16 protein-coding genes are annotated in these 16980 nt (G+C 73.8%); 6 read left to right on the top strand and 10 right to left on the bottom strand.

The features are described 5' to 3' along the window. The first annotated feature begins 29 nt into the window (after positions 1-29). Complete coding sequence (locus ABT299_RS32000; protein ID WP_433246359.1) at positions 30-371, top strand: MmcQ/YjbR family DNA-binding protein; 342 nt, start codon at positions 30-32, stop codon at positions 369-371. On the opposite strand, the gene ABT299_RS31995 is transcribed toward ABT299_RS32000, so the two are convergent. Beyond that, positions 366-1358 (bottom strand): alpha/beta hydrolase, encoded by a 993-nt coding sequence (locus ABT299_RS31995; protein WP_500253021.1) that lies wholly within the window; start codon positions 1356-1358, stop codon positions 366-368. The genes ABT299_RS32000 and ABT299_RS31995 overlap by 6 nt on opposite strands. 85 nt (positions 1359-1443) lie before the next feature. On the opposite strand from ABT299_RS31995, the gene ABT299_RS31990 reads away from it, so the two are divergent. Beyond that, the gene (locus tag ABT299_RS31990; protein WP_190860986.1) at positions 1444-1989 is read left to right on the top strand and encodes a PadR family transcriptional regulator; all 546 of its coding nucleotides are present in this window, start codon (positions 1444-1446) and stop codon (positions 1987-1989) included. On the opposite strand, the gene ABT299_RS31985 is transcribed toward ABT299_RS31990, so the two are convergent. From ABT299_RS31985 to ABT299_RS31960, 6 genes are all read right to left on the bottom strand, one after another. After that, positions 1986-2744 carry a hypothetical protein gene (locus tag ABT299_RS31985; protein WP_500253020.1) on the bottom strand — a complete coding sequence of 253 codons (759 nt, stop codon included), beginning with the start codon at positions 2742-2744 and terminating at the stop codon, positions 1986-1988. The genes ABT299_RS31990 and ABT299_RS31985 overlap by 4 nt on opposite strands. Positions 2745-2792: 48 nt before the next feature. Continuing rightward, positions 2793-4652, bottom strand: coding sequence for an endonuclease/exonuclease/phosphatase family protein (locus ABT299_RS31980; protein ID WP_500253019.1), 1860 nt, complete (start codon positions 4650-4652; stop codon positions 2793-2795). A gap of 84 nt (positions 4653-4736) precedes the next feature. Continuing rightward, a complete protein-coding gene (locus ABT299_RS31975) occupies positions 4737-6212 on the bottom strand; it encodes a hypothetical protein (RefSeq protein ID WP_500253018.1) in 1476 nt (491 codons plus the stop codon). Between the two features lie 120 nt (positions 6213-6332). Next, positions 6333-8090 (bottom strand): serine/threonine-protein kinase, encoded by a 1758-nt coding sequence (locus ABT299_RS31970; protein ID WP_500253017.1) that lies wholly within the window; start codon positions 8088-8090, stop codon positions 6333-6335. Further along, positions 8087-8761: a hypothetical protein gene (locus ABT299_RS31965; RefSeq protein ID WP_500253016.1), complete on the bottom strand. Its 675-nt coding sequence runs from the start codon at positions 8759-8761 to the stop codon at positions 8087-8089. Before ABT299_RS31965 ends, ABT299_RS31970 begins: the two co-directional genes overlap by 4 nt. A 121-nt stretch (positions 8762-8882) precedes the next feature. Continuing rightward, positions 8883-9476 (bottom strand): hypothetical protein, encoded by a 594-nt coding sequence (locus ABT299_RS31960; RefSeq protein WP_500253015.1) that lies wholly within the window; start codon positions 9474-9476, stop codon positions 8883-8885. 154 nt (positions 9477-9630) lie between these two features. Between ABT299_RS31960 and ABT299_RS31955 the strand changes: the two genes are divergently transcribed. Continuing rightward, complete coding sequence (locus tag ABT299_RS31955; RefSeq protein WP_500253014.1) at positions 9631-10587, top strand: zinc-binding dehydrogenase; 957 nt, start codon at positions 9631-9633, stop codon at positions 10585-10587. Here ABT299_RS31955 and ABT299_RS31950 read toward each other — a convergent pair. After that, complete coding sequence (locus tag ABT299_RS31950; protein ID WP_500193221.1) at positions 10571-11749, bottom strand: alpha/beta hydrolase family protein; 1179 nt, start codon at positions 11747-11749, stop codon at positions 10571-10573. The two genes, ABT299_RS31955 and ABT299_RS31950, sit on opposite strands and share 17 nt — an antisense overlap. Before the next feature lie 154 nt (positions 11750-11903). Here ABT299_RS31950 and ABT299_RS31945 point away from each other — a divergent pair, with 154 nt between their 5' ends. Continuing rightward, positions 11904-13808 (top strand): glycohydrolase toxin TNT-related protein, encoded by a 1905-nt coding sequence (locus tag ABT299_RS31945; protein WP_500253013.1) that lies wholly within the window; start codon positions 11904-11906, stop codon positions 13806-13808. A gap of 40 nt (positions 13809-13848) precedes the next feature. On the opposite strand, the gene ABT299_RS31940 is transcribed toward ABT299_RS31945, so the two are convergent. After that, positions 13849-14544 carry a hypothetical protein gene (locus ABT299_RS31940; protein WP_190860968.1) on the bottom strand — a complete coding sequence of 232 codons (696 nt, stop codon included), beginning with the start codon at positions 14542-14544 and terminating at the stop codon, positions 13849-13851. Positions 14545-14610: 66 nt separating this feature from the next. Continuing rightward, positions 14611-15540: a class I SAM-dependent methyltransferase gene (locus ABT299_RS31935; RefSeq protein ID WP_500253012.1), complete on the bottom strand. Its 930-nt coding sequence runs from the start codon at positions 15538-15540 to the stop codon at positions 14611-14613. 103 nt (positions 15541-15643) lie between these two features. On the opposite strand from ABT299_RS31935, the gene ABT299_RS31930 reads away from it, so the two are divergent. Next, entirely contained in the window at positions 15644-15988 is a 345-nt protein-coding gene (locus ABT299_RS31930) for a hypothetical protein (protein WP_500253011.1), read from the top strand. A 64-nt stretch (positions 15989-16052) separates the two neighbouring features. After that, the gene (locus ABT299_RS31925) at positions 16053-16925 is read left to right on the top strand and encodes a crotonase/enoyl-CoA hydratase family protein (protein WP_500253010.1); all 873 of its coding nucleotides are present in this window, start codon (positions 16053-16055) and stop codon (positions 16923-16925) included. The last annotated feature ends 55 nt before the right edge of the window (positions 16926-16980 follow it).

Below are 16980 nucleotides of genomic sequence, written 5' to 3'. Positions count from 1 at the left end.
TTTTCCGGCGATGGCCACGGGAGGTCAACGTGATCACGGTCGGGCAGGTGCGGGCGCTGGCGGTGACGCTGCCCCGCACGTCGGAGCACCTCATCAGGGACCGGGTGAAGTTCCGCGTCGGCTCGATCGTCTACGTGGCGTTCTCGCGGGACGAGACGGTGATGGGGTTCGCGTTCCCGAAGGAGGAGCGGGCGGCGCTGGTCGCGTCCGAGCCGGGCAAGTTCCGGCTGCCCGGCGAGTCTGACCTGCGGTTCAACTGGGTCGAGGCGTGGACGGCGGCGCTGGACGAGCCCGAGATGCGCGAGCTGGTCATGGAGGCGTGGCGGATGGTCGTCCCGAAGAAGGTCGCCGCCGCCCGCCTCGGTTCATGACGTGACCGAAGCGCCGAGCGGCGTGTCGAGCGGCGTGTCGAGCGGGGCCGCGAGCGCGGTGCGGAGCGCCGCGAGCCAGTGCCGGGTGGTGCGCCGCGCCAGGGCGGTGCCCGGTGCGGACGCCTCGAACAGGTGCCACGCGCCCGGCACGTCCTTCACCTCGACCGGGACGCCCGCCTCCATCAGCCGCCGCGCGTAGTCCAGGCCCTCGTCGCGCAGCGGGTCGAGCCCGCAGGTCAGGACGTAGGCGGGCGGCAGGCCGGACAGGTCGCCGGCCCGCGCCGGTGCGGCGTAGGGGGAGACGGCTCCGGGCGGGAGGTAGGCGTCCCACATCGCGCGCAGCTTGGCGCGGTTGGTGAGGCGCGGGTCGGTGATCCGGTGGGCGGACGGGGTGTCGAGCCGGTCGTCCAGGCAGGGGATCAGCAGGGTCTGGAACGCGAGGGCGGGGCCACCCCGGTCGCGGGCCGCGAGGGACAGCGCGGCGGACAGGCAGCCGCCCGCCGACGCGCCCGCCACGGCGATCCGCGCCGGGTCGGCGCCCAGGCGGGCGGCGTTCGCGGCCAGCCAGCACAGGACGGCGTAGCAGTCCTCGAACCCGGCGGGGAACGGGTGCTCCGGCACCAGCCGGTAGTGGACGTTCACGACGAGCGAGCCCGTCTCGGTGCAGGCGTCGCGGGCCATCGGGCTGGGGCCGTCCAGCTCGCCGTAGCTGAACCCGCCGCCGTGGATGTAGAGGACGGCGGGCAGCGGACCGGGCGCGGCGCCGGCGGGCCGCAGGATCTGCACGGGGACCGCGTTGCCGTCCGGTCCCGGGACGGTCGTCTCCTCGATGAGGACGGTGCCGTCGGCGGGCCGCGCCAGCGGGGCCATCAGCGCCTTGAACCCGGCGCGCGTCGCCGCGATGTCGGCGAGCGGGTCGTCCGGCCTCGACGCCATCCCGGCGAGGATCCCGGCGAGTTCGGGGTGGACGTCCATGCGGTCTCCCATGGTCTCAGTGATACCGTCTCAACGGTATGGACGATATGGTCTCAGTGAGACGGTGTCAAGGCGCCGGCGATCGAGGGGAGGGCGCATGGAGGAACCCGGCGTGCAGGCGTGCGCGGTGCTCGGGCTGATCGCCCGGCACGGCCCGATGACGCCCTACGAGCTGAAGGCGCGCGTCGAGGAGAGCGTCGAGCCGTTCTGGCCCATCCCGCACGCGCAGCTCTACCGCATCCCCGCCCGCCTCGCCGAGGACGGGCTGCTCCGCGAGGAGACCGAGGAGGGCGGGCGCCGCCGCCGCGTCTTCCACCTCACCGACGCCGGCCGCGCCGCGCTGCGCCGCTGGCTCGCCGACCCCGGCGGCCCCCGGATCGAGACCCGCGACCCCGCGCAGCTGAAACTGTTCTTCGCCGACCTCGGCGACCCCGCGGACGTCGTCGCGCTGGCCCGCGAGCAGGCCGCGCTGCACCGCCGCTGGCTCGCGGACTACCGCGAGCGCCGCGCCGCCCTCGACCCGTCCGACGAGGTCAGGCTGACCTCACGGGCCCGCATCCTCAAGCTCGGCATCATGCACGAGCGGGCCTACGTCGAGTTCTGGGAGCACCTCGCCGAGCACCCCGACGACCTCGACCTCTAGTGCGGCGGCGGCTGCGGGTGGATCGCGCTCCCCGCGTCGCAGCCGCCCTCGCCCGGCATCCGCTGCGCCCGGCTCGGCGTCCACGTGCTGGTCCGGCCCGGCGCGACGCGGGCGAGCGTGCAGGCCGGCGCGTCGTCCAGGTAGGGGTGGGGGCGGGCGGTCAGCGCCACGCCGACCACGTTCCCCTCCTTGCGGACGTCGACGCCGATCTTCGGGTCCAGGCGCAGGGACGCGACGGCCGCGCGGACCTCCGCCTCGTCCACCGTGCCGCCGGACGGGACGCGCGGCAGCGCCCTCGCCAGCCGTTCGTCCGGGATGCGCGGGGTCTTCGGCCAGGGCTCGAACGTCATCGGCGCGCCCGGCGGGCAGGCCACCTCGCGCGTCCCGTAGCGGTGCCATTCGGTCGTCGTGGAGAACGACAGCTCGAAGCAGCGCGTCACCGTCACCGGCTCGCTCTCTCCCCAGGCCGAGCCGGTGCCCGAGGTGCGCAAGACCAGCCGCATGCCCTTGCCCGCGGTCGACGTGCCGGTCACCTTCATGACCTCGACGCCGTCGAGGCCGGCGGCCCGGTGCGCCACGTCCCGGGCCGGCCAGACCCGCGAGCTGTAGAGCCTGTCGCCCGCCTTGTCGGCGGCGTCGCGCGCGCCGTCCACCGCCTTGTCCTCGGCACTGGCGCCGGACGCGGGGAACGGCGCCCCGCCGCAGCCCGCCAAGGCGAGGGCGGCGGCGGACAGGACGATCACGAGTCGGCGCATGCGCTCATGCTCGCGGCCCGGCGGACGCGGCGGCATCCGCTCAGGTACTCATTTCACGTCGAGGGTGACCGCGATCGGGCGGTGGTCGGAGTAGGCCACCGGCTCGTCGGCCTGGTCGCGCCCGGTCAGCCCCGGCGTGACGAGCACCTGGTCGATCTGCTGGACGGGACGCGGCGCGGCGGGGAACGTCGCGAACGGCCGCGCCGCGGCGAGCGCGTCGGTCAGCCCCGCCCCGAGCAGGACCCGCCACGGCGCGCTGCCGGGCTCCAGGTTCATGTCGCCCGCCATCACGACCTGCCGGCCGCCGCGCGCCGCCTCCCGGGCCAGCCGGGCGAGCTGCTCGGCCTGCCCGAGGTCCGTCCAGCCGTCCGGCGGCTGCGTGTGCGTCGCGATCACCGTGAGGTCGCGGCCCTTCCACCGCACCCCCACGCGCAGCGCCTCCGCGCCGGTCGGGCCGCCCTTCACCAGCGGCGTGCTCCGGACGGACGTGACCGGCAGGTCGGTGAGCACCGCGTCGCCCCACACCTCGTCGCCGGCGGGCGCCCAGACCGCGCGGAGCCCGAGCCGCGCGGCGATCAGGCGGAGCGAGTCGCGGCCGCCGTTCAGCATCCACGCCCGGTCCACCTCGCTGAGCACCACGATGTGCGGGCGCAGCCCGCGAAGCGCATCCGCCTGGTCGGTGACGGTCATCGTGCCGTCCAGGCCGTAGCCCATCCGCAGGTTGTACGCGGCGAGCCGCAGCCCGCCGTCGTCCACCGGCCGCCACTTCGGCCCCGTGTCCCGCCACTGCGGGACCGCCGCGACCGCGACAACGGCGATCACCGCCATGCCCGCCGCCCACACGCCGACCCCGCGCGGTTCCGCCGCGCGGGGCGCCCGGACGGCCAGCGCCGCCGTCCCGAGCGCGGTCACGACCGGCACCCAGCGGTTCGGCGTGCCCAGGTCGTAGGCGGAGTAGTAGGCGAACATCAGCACGACGAACAGCAGCCAGCCGCCCGCCATCGCCGCCCCGCGCCGGCCGGGACGGTCCGGGCCGGGGATGCGCGCCGCCCAGCCGAGGCAGCCCGCAAGCGCGAGCTGCCCGAGGACCTGCGCGCCGACCGTCCAGCCCGGCGAGACGCCGTGCACGCCGTCGACCGTCGCCCGTCCCGCCGCGAACCCCAGCGCCGACAGCACGAGCCCGGCCGCCGGGACGAGCGGGTGCCGCGTCCAGAACCGCGGGCGCGCCGCCACCGCCACCGACAGCACCGCCACCGCGGCGATCAGCGCCGCCGCGACCCCGCCGGACCAGCCCGCGCTCGCCTGCGCGTGCCCCGGGTTGCCCGCGTAGACGCCCCAGAGCAGCACGGACAGCCCGGCGCCCAGCCACACCCGGGGCGCCGCCGGCTCCCCGTCCGCCTCCCGGTGCCGCGCCAGCGCGACGGCGAACAGCGCGAGGTAGACCAGCAGCGGGATCCACGGCACGACGCCCGCCCGCCACACGAGGTCGATGCCCTCGATCGCCGCCTGCAGCGCCGTCGCCACCGCCAGGCCCGCCACGAAACCCGTCATCGCGGGCGCCGTGTCCCGCGCGGTCATCGCGGTGGCGACCAGCCAGACCAGCCCGGCGAGCAGCCCGATGCTCGCGGTGTAGAGCTGCGGGTCGCCGCCGTCGGTGGCCTGCAGCGCGATCCGCGCGACGATCAGCGCCGCGCCGCCGCCGAGCGCCAGCCGCCGCGCCGGGACCAGCCGCGCCAGCGGCACCGTGAGGAACGCGGCGACGAACCACGACAGCGCGTACGCGCCCATCACCTCGGCCGGCGTCTCGCCCGCGCTGCCGACCAGCGTGATCAGCGACGGCAGGAAGACCCGCAGCACGTCGGCCAGGACCAGGACGCCGAACAGCACGTCGAACCGGATGCGCGCCACGGGGCCTCCCTCAGCAAGAATGTGAAGGAGTCTCACGTATAGCCCGGTGCGGGCGCAATACCCGCGACGATCTTCGTGCGGCCGTCAGGCCTTGGCCGGCTGGACCTCCGCCTCCTCCGGCTCCGCCCGCGTCGCCCCCGGCCCGTCCGCGGCCTTCCGCCGCCCCCACGCCAGCGCCGCCGCGAAGCACGCGAACGGCACCGCGGGCAGCATGTACCGGTAGTCGAAGTCCACCGTGACCGGCGGGATCGCCAGCAGCGTCACCGACGTCACCCACAGCAGCGCGATCTCCCGCCGCCGCCCGCGCCGCCGCAGCAGCAGCCCCGCGAGCCCCGCCAGCAGCACCGCGCCGAGCATCGTCCCGCGCACGAACACCTGCTTCTGGTACGCGCGCAGCCAGCCCGCGAACGGATCGACGATATGCGTCCGCCCCGACCCGTGCCCGTACTCCCGGACCACCGAGACCCGGTCACCGCCGCCGATCAACGGCAGCGGCTTCTCCCCCTGCGCCCAGGGCCGCGTCGGGAAGTGATACCGCGCCTCCGTCCCGACGGTCGGATAACGGTGCCGCTTCCACGAGAACGTTCGCACGAAGAAGTCGTAGGAAACGGCCTTCGCATAATCGAGCGGCTGCGTCCGGATCGCCCACAGCGCGAATTCCTGCGCCTGCTCGTTGGTCCTCTCGTCGAACGGCTTCCCGTTCGTCCAGCCCGTCGGCGAGTTCTCCACCCAGATCTGGTGCGACGCCGCGGGGCGCTCGTCCGGCGACCCGTACGGGCACAGATGCGCCAGGTCCGCCGGCGGCCTGTGCCTGTCGCAGTCCGCGAACGTCGACGTCCGCCCCCACAGGAAGATCCCGTCCACCCCGGTCATCCCGAACCGGCCGTAGTCGGAGTGGAACCACACCGCGTACCCGCCCAGCGGCAGCACGAACGCCGCCGCCAGCGCCGCGAACGACGTCCACCGCGCCCGCCTCAGCAGCAGGTACAGGAGCGCGATCACGAACAGCGGAACCCCCACCGTCCGGGTGACCGCCGCCACTCCCAGCAGCGCCCCCACCAGCCCGGCCCGCCGCCGCCCGGCCCCACCCGGCCGCGCCAGCAGCAGCATCGCCCCGAGGATCAGCACGGTGAACACCGTGTCCGACAGGACCAGATGCTCCAGCTCCGCCTGGTAGGCGTCCAGCAGCAGCGGCGCCACCGCCAGCGCCGCGACCCACCGCCGGACCCCGAAGTTCCGGACCAGCGCCGCGTACCCGACGACCGCGATCCCCACGATCGCCGCATGCTGGACCGCCGTCACCAGCGCCAGGCTGTGGAACGGCTTCAGCCCCCACAGGAACAGCCCGTAACCGGACGGCCGCAGCGGATGCGGGAACGGGCCGTCCGCGATCCGCAGGAAGTCGAAACTGTCGTTGAACCACAGCGCCGGCGGGAACCCCAGCACCACGAACACGCGCAGCACGATCCCCGCCAGCAGCAGCACCGAGAACGACCGGTTGCCCGCCACCGCGGCGCGCACCGGCCCGAACCTGAGGCGGCCGAGAACAGGGGAGAGCAACACCGGGACCCTAACTGTGGACGTCCGCGCCACGATAGCGCCTGTCCCGCGAGCCACCACAACGATCACCGACCCGCGTCCCCGCCCCGAAGCCCGCCCCCTGAAGCCGGGCCCGCCCGATCACCCGTCCAGCACTTGGATCAGGGGTGCGGACCCTTCGTTGACCGTCCCCATCGCCTCCTGCGACACCCCGGCCCTCGTACCGGTGATCCGCATCGGGCCGATCGGCGTGACCAGGTACTTCCCAGGCGCGAGGACGTCCTTCCTCGGCACCTTGAGCGTGAAGGTCTGGGTCCAGCTGCTCATGAAAGCGCACTCGGAGGGGACGTACGGCTCAGATCTATTAGTGATCTTGCTCTTTGCGGATAGAGGGACGGCGCCTGTTCCGGTTGGAAGCTCGTGCCGCTCCGCTGGCGGAATCCTGTAGAAGAAGAGGTCCTTGCCATATGCAGGCCCCCCTTCGTTATGCCATCCGAAACTGTAATTGCCTTCGACGTCAGTGCGTTTGGTCTTCTCGCCGAAGCACTGGCGGCGTCCTCCGGGCAGGTATTTGCCGCCGGACGGCGTGCGTGCGTGGAAGTGCTCGACCAGCCGGAGAGTCGTCCCCGGCTTCACTCTCGCCGGTGTGACCTCGAGCTTCAGGTCCATATAAGGGGTTTCCGACGCGGGCATGTCGGGCTGGCCGACCAGGACGCCCGGGTGAGTCCAGTAGGCATGGATGCCGCCGTGGCTCTCCCCTCCGACGCCTGGCCCCGCAGGCCACAACACCCAGGCCGCGATGGCTCCGCCCACGCCGACGCCCGCGATCGCCGTCGCGCCCTTCGTTCCGCCGAGCTTGGCGAGTACGCCCTTGGACGTCGAAGCGCCGGCCGACGCCGCCGCATTCGCCGACGCCGCCGCATGCATGACGCCCGCTGCGGCATGGCCGGCGGCACCCGAGGCCACCGCGCCGATCCCTGTCGACGACGCGCCATGGGCGAGCACCGCGCCGCCTAGCACGGCCAGGGGCACGGCCGCCGCGACGCTCGCCGCAAGGGCGCCGAGCGCGATCGCGCCTCTCCGCTCCCAGTCCGGGCCGTACTCGCGCACGGCGAGCGCTTCGAGTTCGCTCACGAACTCCAGTGCGTTCCAGGTTCGCTCCGAAGGGCTCTTGGCCAGCCCATGTTGGACGAGCGGATGCAGCGGCTCGGGCAGTTGCTCCAGGGGTAGTGGCGCATGCGCGTGCTGTGTCCGGAGCTCTTCCAGGGTGGTGCCCGGGAAAGGCTTCCGTCCGGTGACGCATTCCACGAACACGCAGGTCGCCGCATAGAGGTCCGTCGCCGGAGTTGCGGGCTCCCCTTCCCACTGCTCGGGTGCCATGTACGCGGGTGTTCCGGCGTGGCCCCCTTGGCCGGTCAGGACGGCGATGCCGAAGTCGATCAGCTTGCTCTGGCCGTCGTCCTGGACGAGGACGTTCGCCGGCTTGTAATCGCGATGGACGACGCCCACCGCATGTGCCGCCGCCAAACCGAGCAGTGAGCCCTTCAACATCGTCAGTGCGGCTTCCGGGACGAGCGGCTCGCCGTGTTCATCCAGCACTCGCCGGAGCGACCGTCCGGGAATCGCTTCGAGGACGATCGCGGCTCCCTGTGGATACTCCACGTAGTAGAACAAGCGGGCCACATGAGGATCGACGACCCGCCGGAGGAGTTCCGCCTCGCTCCGGAAAGTGTCCCGAGCGGTGGTGCTCGCCAGAAGATCCCCGGCCAGGTACTTGATCGCGACCGCCGGCCCGCCCGTCTCGTGCCGTGCGAGAACGACCGCCCCTTGCGCCCCTGAGCCGAGTTCCTCGATCTCGACGTAGCCGGGAACCTTCCAGCCTTGCGGTTGGTGCGTCACCGGCCGGTGGTGGTCTGGATCTCGTCGACGACGAGCGGCGTGGGCACCGAGGTCTGCTGCTGCGGAGCGAGGACGCCGCCGGCACCCTGGCAATCGTCACCTGTGCACGTCCAATGGACGGTCCATGTGACGGTCGCGGTGATCTTGTACGAGCCGCCGGGCTGTGCCGCCGACGACCGCTGATAGGTGTAGCTGCAGGCCTTGTCCTCTTTGCCGTCGCCGGCGCCGCAGGTCAGTTGCTTCTCGCCGAGATTCCAGACGACGGACTCGGGCGTCGCTTCGGCTTGGACGGTCTGTGCTCCGACCGTGATCGGTGCCGTGTGCACCGGATCGAATCCGGTCACCCACAGTGAGGTGCGGACGCGGACGTACGTCTTGTCGGCCGGGGCGGTGTGCACCGTCGGGGCGCGGAAGACCGCGGTGTCCATGGCGTGCTGCACGAGCAGGAAGGTGTTGGGCGGCGCCGGTGCGAGCGGAGCCGCGCCGCCGGGTACCGGGGCGACGCCGATGCCCTGGTTGGGGTTCAGGTCGATGGGGGGCGGAGCCGCGTCGGAGCCGCCTCCTCCGCCTCCCGAGCCGCCCGATCCGCCTCCTCCGCCGGACCCGCCGCCGATCACACCGGTCAGGTTGCAGTCGATATGTCCCGCAGGCCCCGTGCAGCCCGCGGCCATGGCGGCCGAGGACACGAAGACGGAGGGGACCAGAGCCGTCGACGCTGCGATCGCGCAGTGAACGGCTCTGCGTCTGATCGGGTTTCGAGGAGACATCACGTGTCCTTCGCTGAACGAGGCGTCAGCATGCGCCGTCGCGGGCCGTGGCGGCGACCTTCCAGGTGCCTGAGTCGTACTGGAGCGTCGTCCGATAGACGTAGGCGCCGCCGCTCCCGCCGCCCGTGCGTTTGCCGGTCGTCGCGGAGTACCGGTAGCCGCCGAGGGTGCGCACGCAATCGACGACGTAGATCTTGGTGCCGTCGGTCGACCGTGCGTATACGCGCGGATTCAGGGTCTTTGTGAACCGCCAGATCTCGCCCTTGGCCTTGGTGGACTCGATGTCCTTGGTGAGCTGGGCGAGGAGGGGGTCCATGGCGACGGCGGGGAGGCCGCTGGGGTCGTTGGTGGCGTAGGCCTGCTTGTAGGCGGCCTGGTAGGCGCGGTAGCGCTCGATGACCGTCTTGTAGAGCTGCGCGGTCGGCACGGCGGACGGGGCGGGCGCGGTGGTGGCGGGGGCGGTGCCGCCGGTGTCGAAGGTGCCTTCGGGGCTGAGGGCGCCGGACGACGGGTGGGACGCGCCGCAGCCGGTGAGGAGCGCGAGCGGGACGGCGGCGGCGAGCGGAATCGCGGCGCGCTGGAGCCGCGGCGGGGAGGAACGGACCAACCGGGCGCGCATCGCCATCCCTGAGCGGCAGCCGACAACGGGGCGGAATACGCGCGAAAGCTTACAGAGATGGGTGTGGCGAGAAAAGGGATTCGTTGCGGGGCGTTGACCTCGATCTTGGTTGAGGTTGCATGCTGGAGGGACGAATCGTGAACGGAGGGGCGCTGTGCGTGCGGTGTGGCTGAGGGAGTTCGGTGGTCCGGAGGTGCTGGTGCCGGGGGAAGCGCCGGATCCGGTGCCCGGCGACAGGCAGGTGCTTGTCGCGGTTGAGTACGCGAATGTCACCTTCGTGGAGACGCAGATGCGGGCCGGGAACGGGCCGCAGCCGTTCGCGCCGCAGCTCCCGATGGTCCCGGGCAACGGTGTCGGCGGGACGGTGGCGGCGGTGGGTCCGGGGGCCGATCCGGGGCTGGTCGGGCGGCGGGTCGTGAGCAGCCTGAAGGGCAGCGGCGGGTACGCGGAGCTGGCGGTGGCGGACGCGGAGGGCCTGTTCGAGGTGCCGGACGGGCTGCCGCTGGACGAGGCGGTCGCGCTGCTGGCCGATGGGCGGACGGCGACGCTGATGATGCGGGCGGCGCGTCCGGCGAAGGGGGAGCGGGTGCTGGTGGAGGCGGCGGCGGGCGGGGTCGGGACGCTGCTCGTCCAGCTCGCGAAGGCGGAGGGCGCGGTGGTGGTCGCGGCGGCCGGGGGGCCGCACAAGACGGAGACGGCGCTGCGGCTCGGCGCGGACGAGGCGGTCGACTACCGGGAGCCGGGCTGGAGCGAGGGTGTGGGCCCGGTGGACGTGGTGTTCGACGGGGTCGGCGGGGACATGGGGCGGGAGGCGTTCACGCTGCTCCGCGCGGGCGGCCGGATGGTCAGCTTCGGGCTGGCGAGCGGCGAGTGGGCCGGCGTCCCGGAGGAGGCGGCGCAGGCGCGGCAGGTCGCGCTCGTCCAGCCGAAGCCGTCGCCGCAGGAGATCCGCGACGCGGCGCGGAGCGCGTTGCGGGAGGCGGCGGCCGGACGGCTGCGCCCGGTGATCGGGCAGCGGTTCCCGCTCCAGAACGCGGCGGACGCGCACGCCGCGATCCAGTCCCGCGCGACCACGGGGAAGACGCTGCTGGTGGTCAGCGGACCTTCGTGAGGAAGAGGCGCAGGGCGGTCTCGTAGGCGGACGGGTCGACGTTCCACGCCTCGGTGTGGTCGCCCTGCGCCGCGATGTGGGTGACCATGCCGGGCGGCGCCGTGCGGGCGAAGGTGAACGCGGGGCCGTTGGCGACGGTGGCGTCGTCGGCGGTGGTGAACAGCAGGGTCGGCGTGCGCAGCTTGGGGGCGTAGCGGCGCTGGTCGTAGTCCTTCAGGTCGATGCCGATGCGCCGTTCGAGGACGGTCTTGGCGACGCTGGTGACGAACGCCGGCAGGTGGCGGGCGTCGCCCTGCTTGTCGAGGGTCGCGTTCCAGTCCATGACGGGGGAGTCGAGGACGACGCCGCGGACGAACGACGGGTCGTGCCGCAGCGCCGTCATCACCATCGCGCCGCCCATCGACCATCCGTACAGGACGACGCCGGTGGCGCCGTTCGCGCGCGCGTACGAGACGGCGGACTCGACGTCCTTCCATTCGGTGTCGCCCAGGTGGTTCTTGTGGTCGCGCGACTTCGGCGCGCCGACGTCGTTGCGGTACGCGATCGACAGCATGGGCAGGCCGAGGCCCTGGACGGTCCGCATGGCGCGGAACGTCTCGGCCTTGTCGGCGTTGCGGCCGTGCACGGCGATGACCCAGGTGTTCTTGGGGGACGATCCGGGCAGCAGCCACGCGGGCATGGCGCCGAGCTCGGTCGGGTAGGTGACGTCCTTGAAGTCGAGCCCGAGCGCCGATCGCGGGTCGCCGGAGTACACCCAGTGGTCGATGCCGGCCGCGGCGCCCTTGACGGGCGTCCCGTGGGAGACCGACAGCACCTTCCGGACGACGTGGTCCTCGCCGCCGCCCACGACGGGGCCGAGCAGGGCGCGGCCGCCGTGCTTCCAGACGAGCGCCCACGTGCCGGGGCGCTCCGTCTCGGGCTCGCGGGGGAGCGTGACGGTGCCGTCCGAGACGTCCTCGATGGTGAACGGGTACTCGGCGGAGTGGTCGACCTCGGTGGCGACGCCCGCGAAGTACCAGCCGACGCCGCCGACCGCCGCGCACAGCAGTACGGCGACCGCGGTGATCGTCGCCATCAGGACGCGGGCGCGGCGGCGGCGCCGCGCGGCGGCCGGCCGGCCGGGCGGCGCGGGGGCCGCCGATTCGGGGGCATCGGTGGACACGACATAGGACGTTAGCCCACGTCCCAGGGGACTCCGGGCGCCTCGACGGCCATGCACCCGAGCGTCCGTGACGCCGGGTCCCGCCGCAATGGACCGATCCGTGCGGTTAACCTGCCGCTCAGGTTCCATCGGGATCACATGAGGGGACGCGCGGGTGACGGGGCAGAGCGAGCGGATCGCGGAGATCGAGGAGCGGATCGTCCGGTTCGCGCGGCAGACCGCGCCGCCGCGCTGGCGCCGCATCGACCTGCGGTGCGCGGCGACCGTGGTGGCGAGCGACGTGACCCTGACGATGCTGACCGGCGAGAACGCGGTGGTGCCCGCCGAGGTCGTCCCGGACGAGCTGTCGGCCCTGCTGGTGGAGCTGCGGCGCGCGCACTACCTGTCGGAGCAGGGCACCTGGTTCTCGATGCTGGCGATCGTCGAGCCCGCCGCGTCGCTGTTCCTCTACAACGACGCGTTCGACCCGGGGTGGGACCCGCCCGCGCCCGTGGAGGCGTGGCGGCGCGACCAGATCGTGATGCCGCGCGACGGCGCGAACGTCCCGGGCTGGCTGCGCGACCGGCTGGAGGGCCGGGAACCGGCCGAGCCCGCCGAGCGGCCCGTCCCGGCGCCGCTGGACCCGGTCGAGCAGACGGAGCTGCTGGCGGGCCCGTTCACGGTGCTGGTCGCCGACCACGCGCCGCCGTTCTGGGAGCGGATCTCCGGCCACTACCAGGCGGTCGGCGGGCATGTGGAGTTCCCGCCGATGACGGTGCGGAAGGCGGACGGGACGACCGCGTCCTGGGCGCCGCCCGGCGCCGCGGCCGGGCTGCTCGACCGGCTGCGCGCCGGGACGCACGCGTTCCAGGGCGCCACGTGGTCCCGGATCGACGTCGAGGTCGTGTACGGGGACGGCGACGTGCGGTGCCGCGCGAGCTTCACCTATGACGAGGAGCCCCGCTGGGCTTCCGAGCCGTCCGCGGACGACGTCCGGCGCGAGCTGGAGCGGCTCCCGCGCCGGGACGTCCCGGAGTGGATGACGCGGCGCCTGGGCCCCGCGCCGGTCGCGCCCCCGCAGCCGACGCGGTTCGAGAGCCCGGTGCGGAAGGCCCGCGTGTTCGACCGGGCCGGGAAGGACGGCGGCCCGCCCGAGGTGTCGCGCCCGCCCGTCCCGCCGGAGGAGGCCGAGCGCGTCGTCCGGTACCTGGAGGACGCGCCGACCGTCATGGCGGCCCGGTCGAGCGCCCCCGACCTGCTCGATCCGTCGCGCGGCGAGCGCGTCCCGCTCACCTTCCACACCGACGGCGCGTGGGTGTGGTCGGGGGCGGTCGGCTACTACCTGCGCGAGCACGGCGTCCCGCCGGAGCCGGACCTGGTCGCGCACATCCGCGCGCGCCGGTTCGCGGTCCCGGCCGTCGGCGACGACGCGATGGACGCGGCGAGCGCCGCCGCGATGGGGCGCACCGCGCCGCGCGGCATCCGGACGGAGCCCGAGCCGGAGCAGTGGCTCGCCCTCCTCCAGAACCGTCTGGACGCCCTGCAGGTCGATCGTGCGCGCTACCGGCTCCGCGGCGAGGAGGACGGGGCGTGGTGCCTCGTCCAGGAGAAGGCGGGCTGGACGGTCTTCCACCTCGACCATGGTGAAAGGACCCGGCAGGCCGCTTTCGACGACGGGGAACAGGCCGCCGCGTATCTCCTCGGCAGCCTGCTCATGGTGGTGCCGCAGCAGCAGACCATCGAGATCCCGAAGATCCAGCCGTTGAAGGGGGAGCCGCCGCTCTCTCTCCTGCGCGACCGTCAGATCACCGAGCTTCCCGCAGGAACCGAGGTGGACCGCTACGGAGGCCACGGCGGGAACACCGCCTACGCCGCGCGCACACCGTTTCCCCAACGCTCGCTGCCCGCAGACTGGCAGGAACGCGAGTACCACGTGTACCGGCTACTGCGCCCCTTGCAGGCCCTCACCGGAACCGCGGTGCCGTGGTTCGAGCAGCCCGGTGGCGGGACGGCGTACGTGTTCGAACGCTCGATCGCCTACCTCCTCGCCGACGGCACCCTCCTGGAGGTGCACGACTGAGGGCGGTGCGGGTGTGCGGCGGTGCCGGTGTACGGCTCGGCTAAGCGGCGCCGATGGCGGAGACCAGGCCCAGGGCCAGCGTCAGGTCGAGGTGGATGAACGTCTCCAGCTTCGCGCCCGGCGGGACGTCCGGGTCCGCGGCGATCTCGTCGAGGACGGCCAGTGCGGCCGGGCTGTCCAGGTCGTTGCCGAGCGCGCGCTCCGCCTTGCGGGCGTAGTCGCGGTCCATCGGGCGCCCCGGGCTGCGCGCCCACCCCGCGACGAGGTTCCGCCACGCGTCCAGCCGCGCGGCGGCGGTCATGAACCGGGTCGCCGTCAGTACGAGCGGGTCGCGGTACGGCGCCTCCAGCATCGCCAGCCGCGCCGCGAGGGGGTCCATGGACGCGTTCGCCATGACCGAGTACCAGTCGCCGGTCTCGTGCGGGACGAGCACCCAGTGCCCGGCGACGTCGACGTTCGTCGAGGAGGCGATGTAGAGGTCGGCCTCCGGCGGCGGCGCGTCCCAGCTGAGGAGCTCGAACGGCGCGATGTTGTAGTCCGTCCAGTCGCGGTCGTGGACGGACAGGTCCGGCGAGCACGCCACCGGGACCCCGCGCCCGGCGCGTTCGGCGACCCGCCGCAGCAGGTCGGCGACCACGAGGGCACGGTGCCCGGCCCCTTCGAGGACCTGGACGCGCAGGACCCGCCCCGGCGGGACCTCTTCGGCCTGCCCGGTGCGATGGTCGTAGAGGCGCATGCCCCCAACCCTAAGCAACCCGCCCGAACCGCCCGCCTTCCGGCCCCCGGTCGGCCGGGCCGCCGGTCAGCGGGCGGACCCGTCCGGCGCCCCCGCAGGGGCGGGCGCGGCCCCCGGCACCGGCCCTGCCGCGGACCCCGGCACCGGCCCTGGCGCAGGCCCGGGAGCGGGCGGCGCGGGCTCGGGCGCGGAGGCGGCCGACGGGTTCGGCGGGACGGGCGGAGGCTCGGGCATCGGCGGGGCGTCCGGCTTGCGGACGGCCGCGAACCGCAGCCGCACGTAGTCGGCGACCCAGCCCGACTCGCGGCGCAGCGCCGGCGCGGCCAGGTCGTTCACCCGGCTGAGCAGCGGCTCGACCAGCTCCGGCGGGACGTCGGCGAGGGCCCCGGCGGCGTAGGCGCGGACCCAGTCGGCGGCGCCGTTCGGCCCCTCGGTCATCTGGCTCGGCCGCTCGGCGTGCTCCAGCAGCCGCAGCGTGAAGCCGGCCTCCTCCAGCTTCGTCGCGTACTCGGCCGGGCTCGGGAAGTACCAGGGCAGCTCGGGCTCGCCGAGGCCGAAGACGCGCCAGGCGGTCTGCATGGCGGCGACCAGCTCGGCGCAGTTGCCCTCGCCGCCGAGCTCGCCGACGAACCGGCCGCCGGGCCGCAGCGCCGCGTGCACCTGCGCGATCACCGCGTCGGGGTCGCGGGTCATCCAGTGCAGCGCGGCGTTGGAGGCGACGGCGTCGCAGGCGTCGGTGATGGTGAAGGTGTGCGCGTCGCCCAGCATGAAGGAGATGCCCGGGTTCAGCGCGCTGGCCTGGGCGACCATGTCGGGGTTCCCGTCGATGCCCAGCACCTCGGCCCCCCGGGCGGCGATCTCCGCGCTGAACGCGCCGGTGCCGCAGCCGAGGTCGATGATCCGTTCGCCTGGCTGCGGGTCGAGCAGGTCGACCAGGGGCGCGCCGTGCGCGGAGACGTACCCGAAGGCGGAGTCGTACGTCACGGCCCAATTCACTGTCGTAATTTATCGGACATGTGATCGGCGGGTGCGCGGTTCCCCCCGCTCAGGCCCTCCGGGTGACCCGCGTCACGAGCGCCCGTCCCGTATCGTCCGGGCCATGGAGAAGCCCGATGTCGTGCGGATCGTCGGCGCCGAGCGGCCGGACGGCCTCGCCCTGCGCACCGCCGGGCTCGGCGAGCGCGGGCTGCCGGAGCTGCGCGCGGACGGCCTGCCGCCCTACCTCGGGCAGGGCTGGGCGCGCGTCCTCGGCGAGGCGGCGCGCGTGCTCGCCGCCTCCGGCGGCCGTCCGGCGGAGCTGGTGCTCGCGCCGGACGTGACGGTCCGGCTGCGGCCGGAGGAGGACGGCGCGGTCACGCTGCTGCCGCCCGCCGGTCATGAGGGCGGCCTGGACGAGTGGCGCCGCGACGTGGTCCTGCGCATGTTCCCGGCCGCCCGGGTCTGACGCGCCCCCGCCGGACTTCCTAGAATCGCATTCGGAAATCCGCCGGCGCGAGAAGGGGACGCACGTGGCCTACGCCGAGATCGAGTACGAGGTTCAGGACGGGATCGCCACGGTCACCCTGAACCGCCCCGACAAGATGAACGCCTACACCTTCACGATGCGCAACGAGATGCTCGACGTCTTCGACCGCATCGACGCCGACGACGACGTCCGCGCCGTCGTGGTGACGGGCGCGGGCCGGGCGTTCTGCGCGGGCGCCGACCTCACCGGCGGCGGTGGCACCTTCGACAAGGAGAAGTCGAAGGACATGTTCGCCGGCGAGGACGACGTGCTGGAGGACGGCACCCCGCGCGACGGCGGCGGCACGGTCGCGCTGCGCATCGCCCGCTGCCTCAAGCCGGTCATCGGCGCGTTCAACGGCGCCGCGGTCGGCGTCGGCGTCACGATGACGCTGCCGATGGACGTCCGGCTGGCCAGCGAAAGGGCCAAGTTCGGGTTCGTGTTCGCGCGGCGGGGCATCGTCACCGAGGCCGCGTCGAGCTGGTTCCTGCCGCGCCTGGTCGGCATCGCGCAGGCGATGGAGTGGGCCGCGACCGGCCGCGTGTTCGACGCGCGGGAGGCCCTGGACGGCCGCCTCGTGTCCCGCGTGTACGCGCCGGACGAGCTGCTCCCGGCCGCATACGCGCTCGCCCGCGAGATCGCCGACAACACCTCGGCGGTGTCCGTGGCGACGATCCGGCGCCTCATGTGGTCGGGCCTGTCGGCGCCGTCCCCCTGGGACGCGCACGCCGCCGACTCCCGCCTGATGGCCGAGCTGGGCGGGGGCGCCGACGCCGTCGAGGGCGTCACCTCGTTCCTGGAGAAGCGTCCCGCCGCGTTCCCCATGCGCGTCAGCAAGGACCTGCCGGCGAACGTCCCCGACTGGCCCGTCCGCTAGCACCGCCCTGCGCGCCGCCCCCGCCTGCCGTCCGCGGTCCGCGAGGGCGGCGCGC

The sequence above is a fragment of the Spirillospora sp. NPDC000708 genome (assembly GCF_040299565.1).
Classification (GTDB): domain Bacteria; phylum Actinomycetota; class Actinomycetes; order Streptosporangiales; family Streptosporangiaceae; genus Spirillospora.
This window is presented reverse-complemented; position numbering and strand designations above follow the sequence as displayed.

Coding starts and splice junctions, on each gene's coding strand:
- ABT299_RS31985 (WP_500253020.1), bottom strand. CDS start 2,744: ATGCGCCGACTCGTGATCGTCCTGTCCGCCGCCGCCCTCGCCTTGGCG.
- ABT299_RS31965 (WP_500253016.1), bottom strand. CDS start 8,761: ATGGCCGCGGGCTGCACGGGGCCTGCGGGACATATCGACTGCAACCTG.
- ABT299_RS31990 (WP_190860986.1), top strand. CDS start 1,444: ATGGAGGAACCCGGCGTGCAGGCGTGCGCGGTGCTCGGGCTGATCGCC.
- ABT299_RS31940 (WP_190860968.1), bottom strand. CDS start 14,544: ATGCGCCTCTACGACCATCGCACCGGGCAGGCCGAAGAGGTCCCGCCG.
- ABT299_RS31995 (WP_500253021.1), bottom strand. CDS start 1,358: ATGGGAGACCGCATGGACGTCCACCCCGAACTCGCCGGGATCCTCGCC.
- ABT299_RS31930 (WP_500253011.1), top strand. CDS start 15,644: ATGGAGAAGCCCGATGTCGTGCGGATCGTCGGCGCCGAGCGGCCGGAC.
- ABT299_RS31960 (WP_500253015.1), bottom strand. CDS start 9,476: ATGCGCGCCCGGTTGGTCCGTTCCTCCCCGCCGCGGCTCCAGCGCGCC.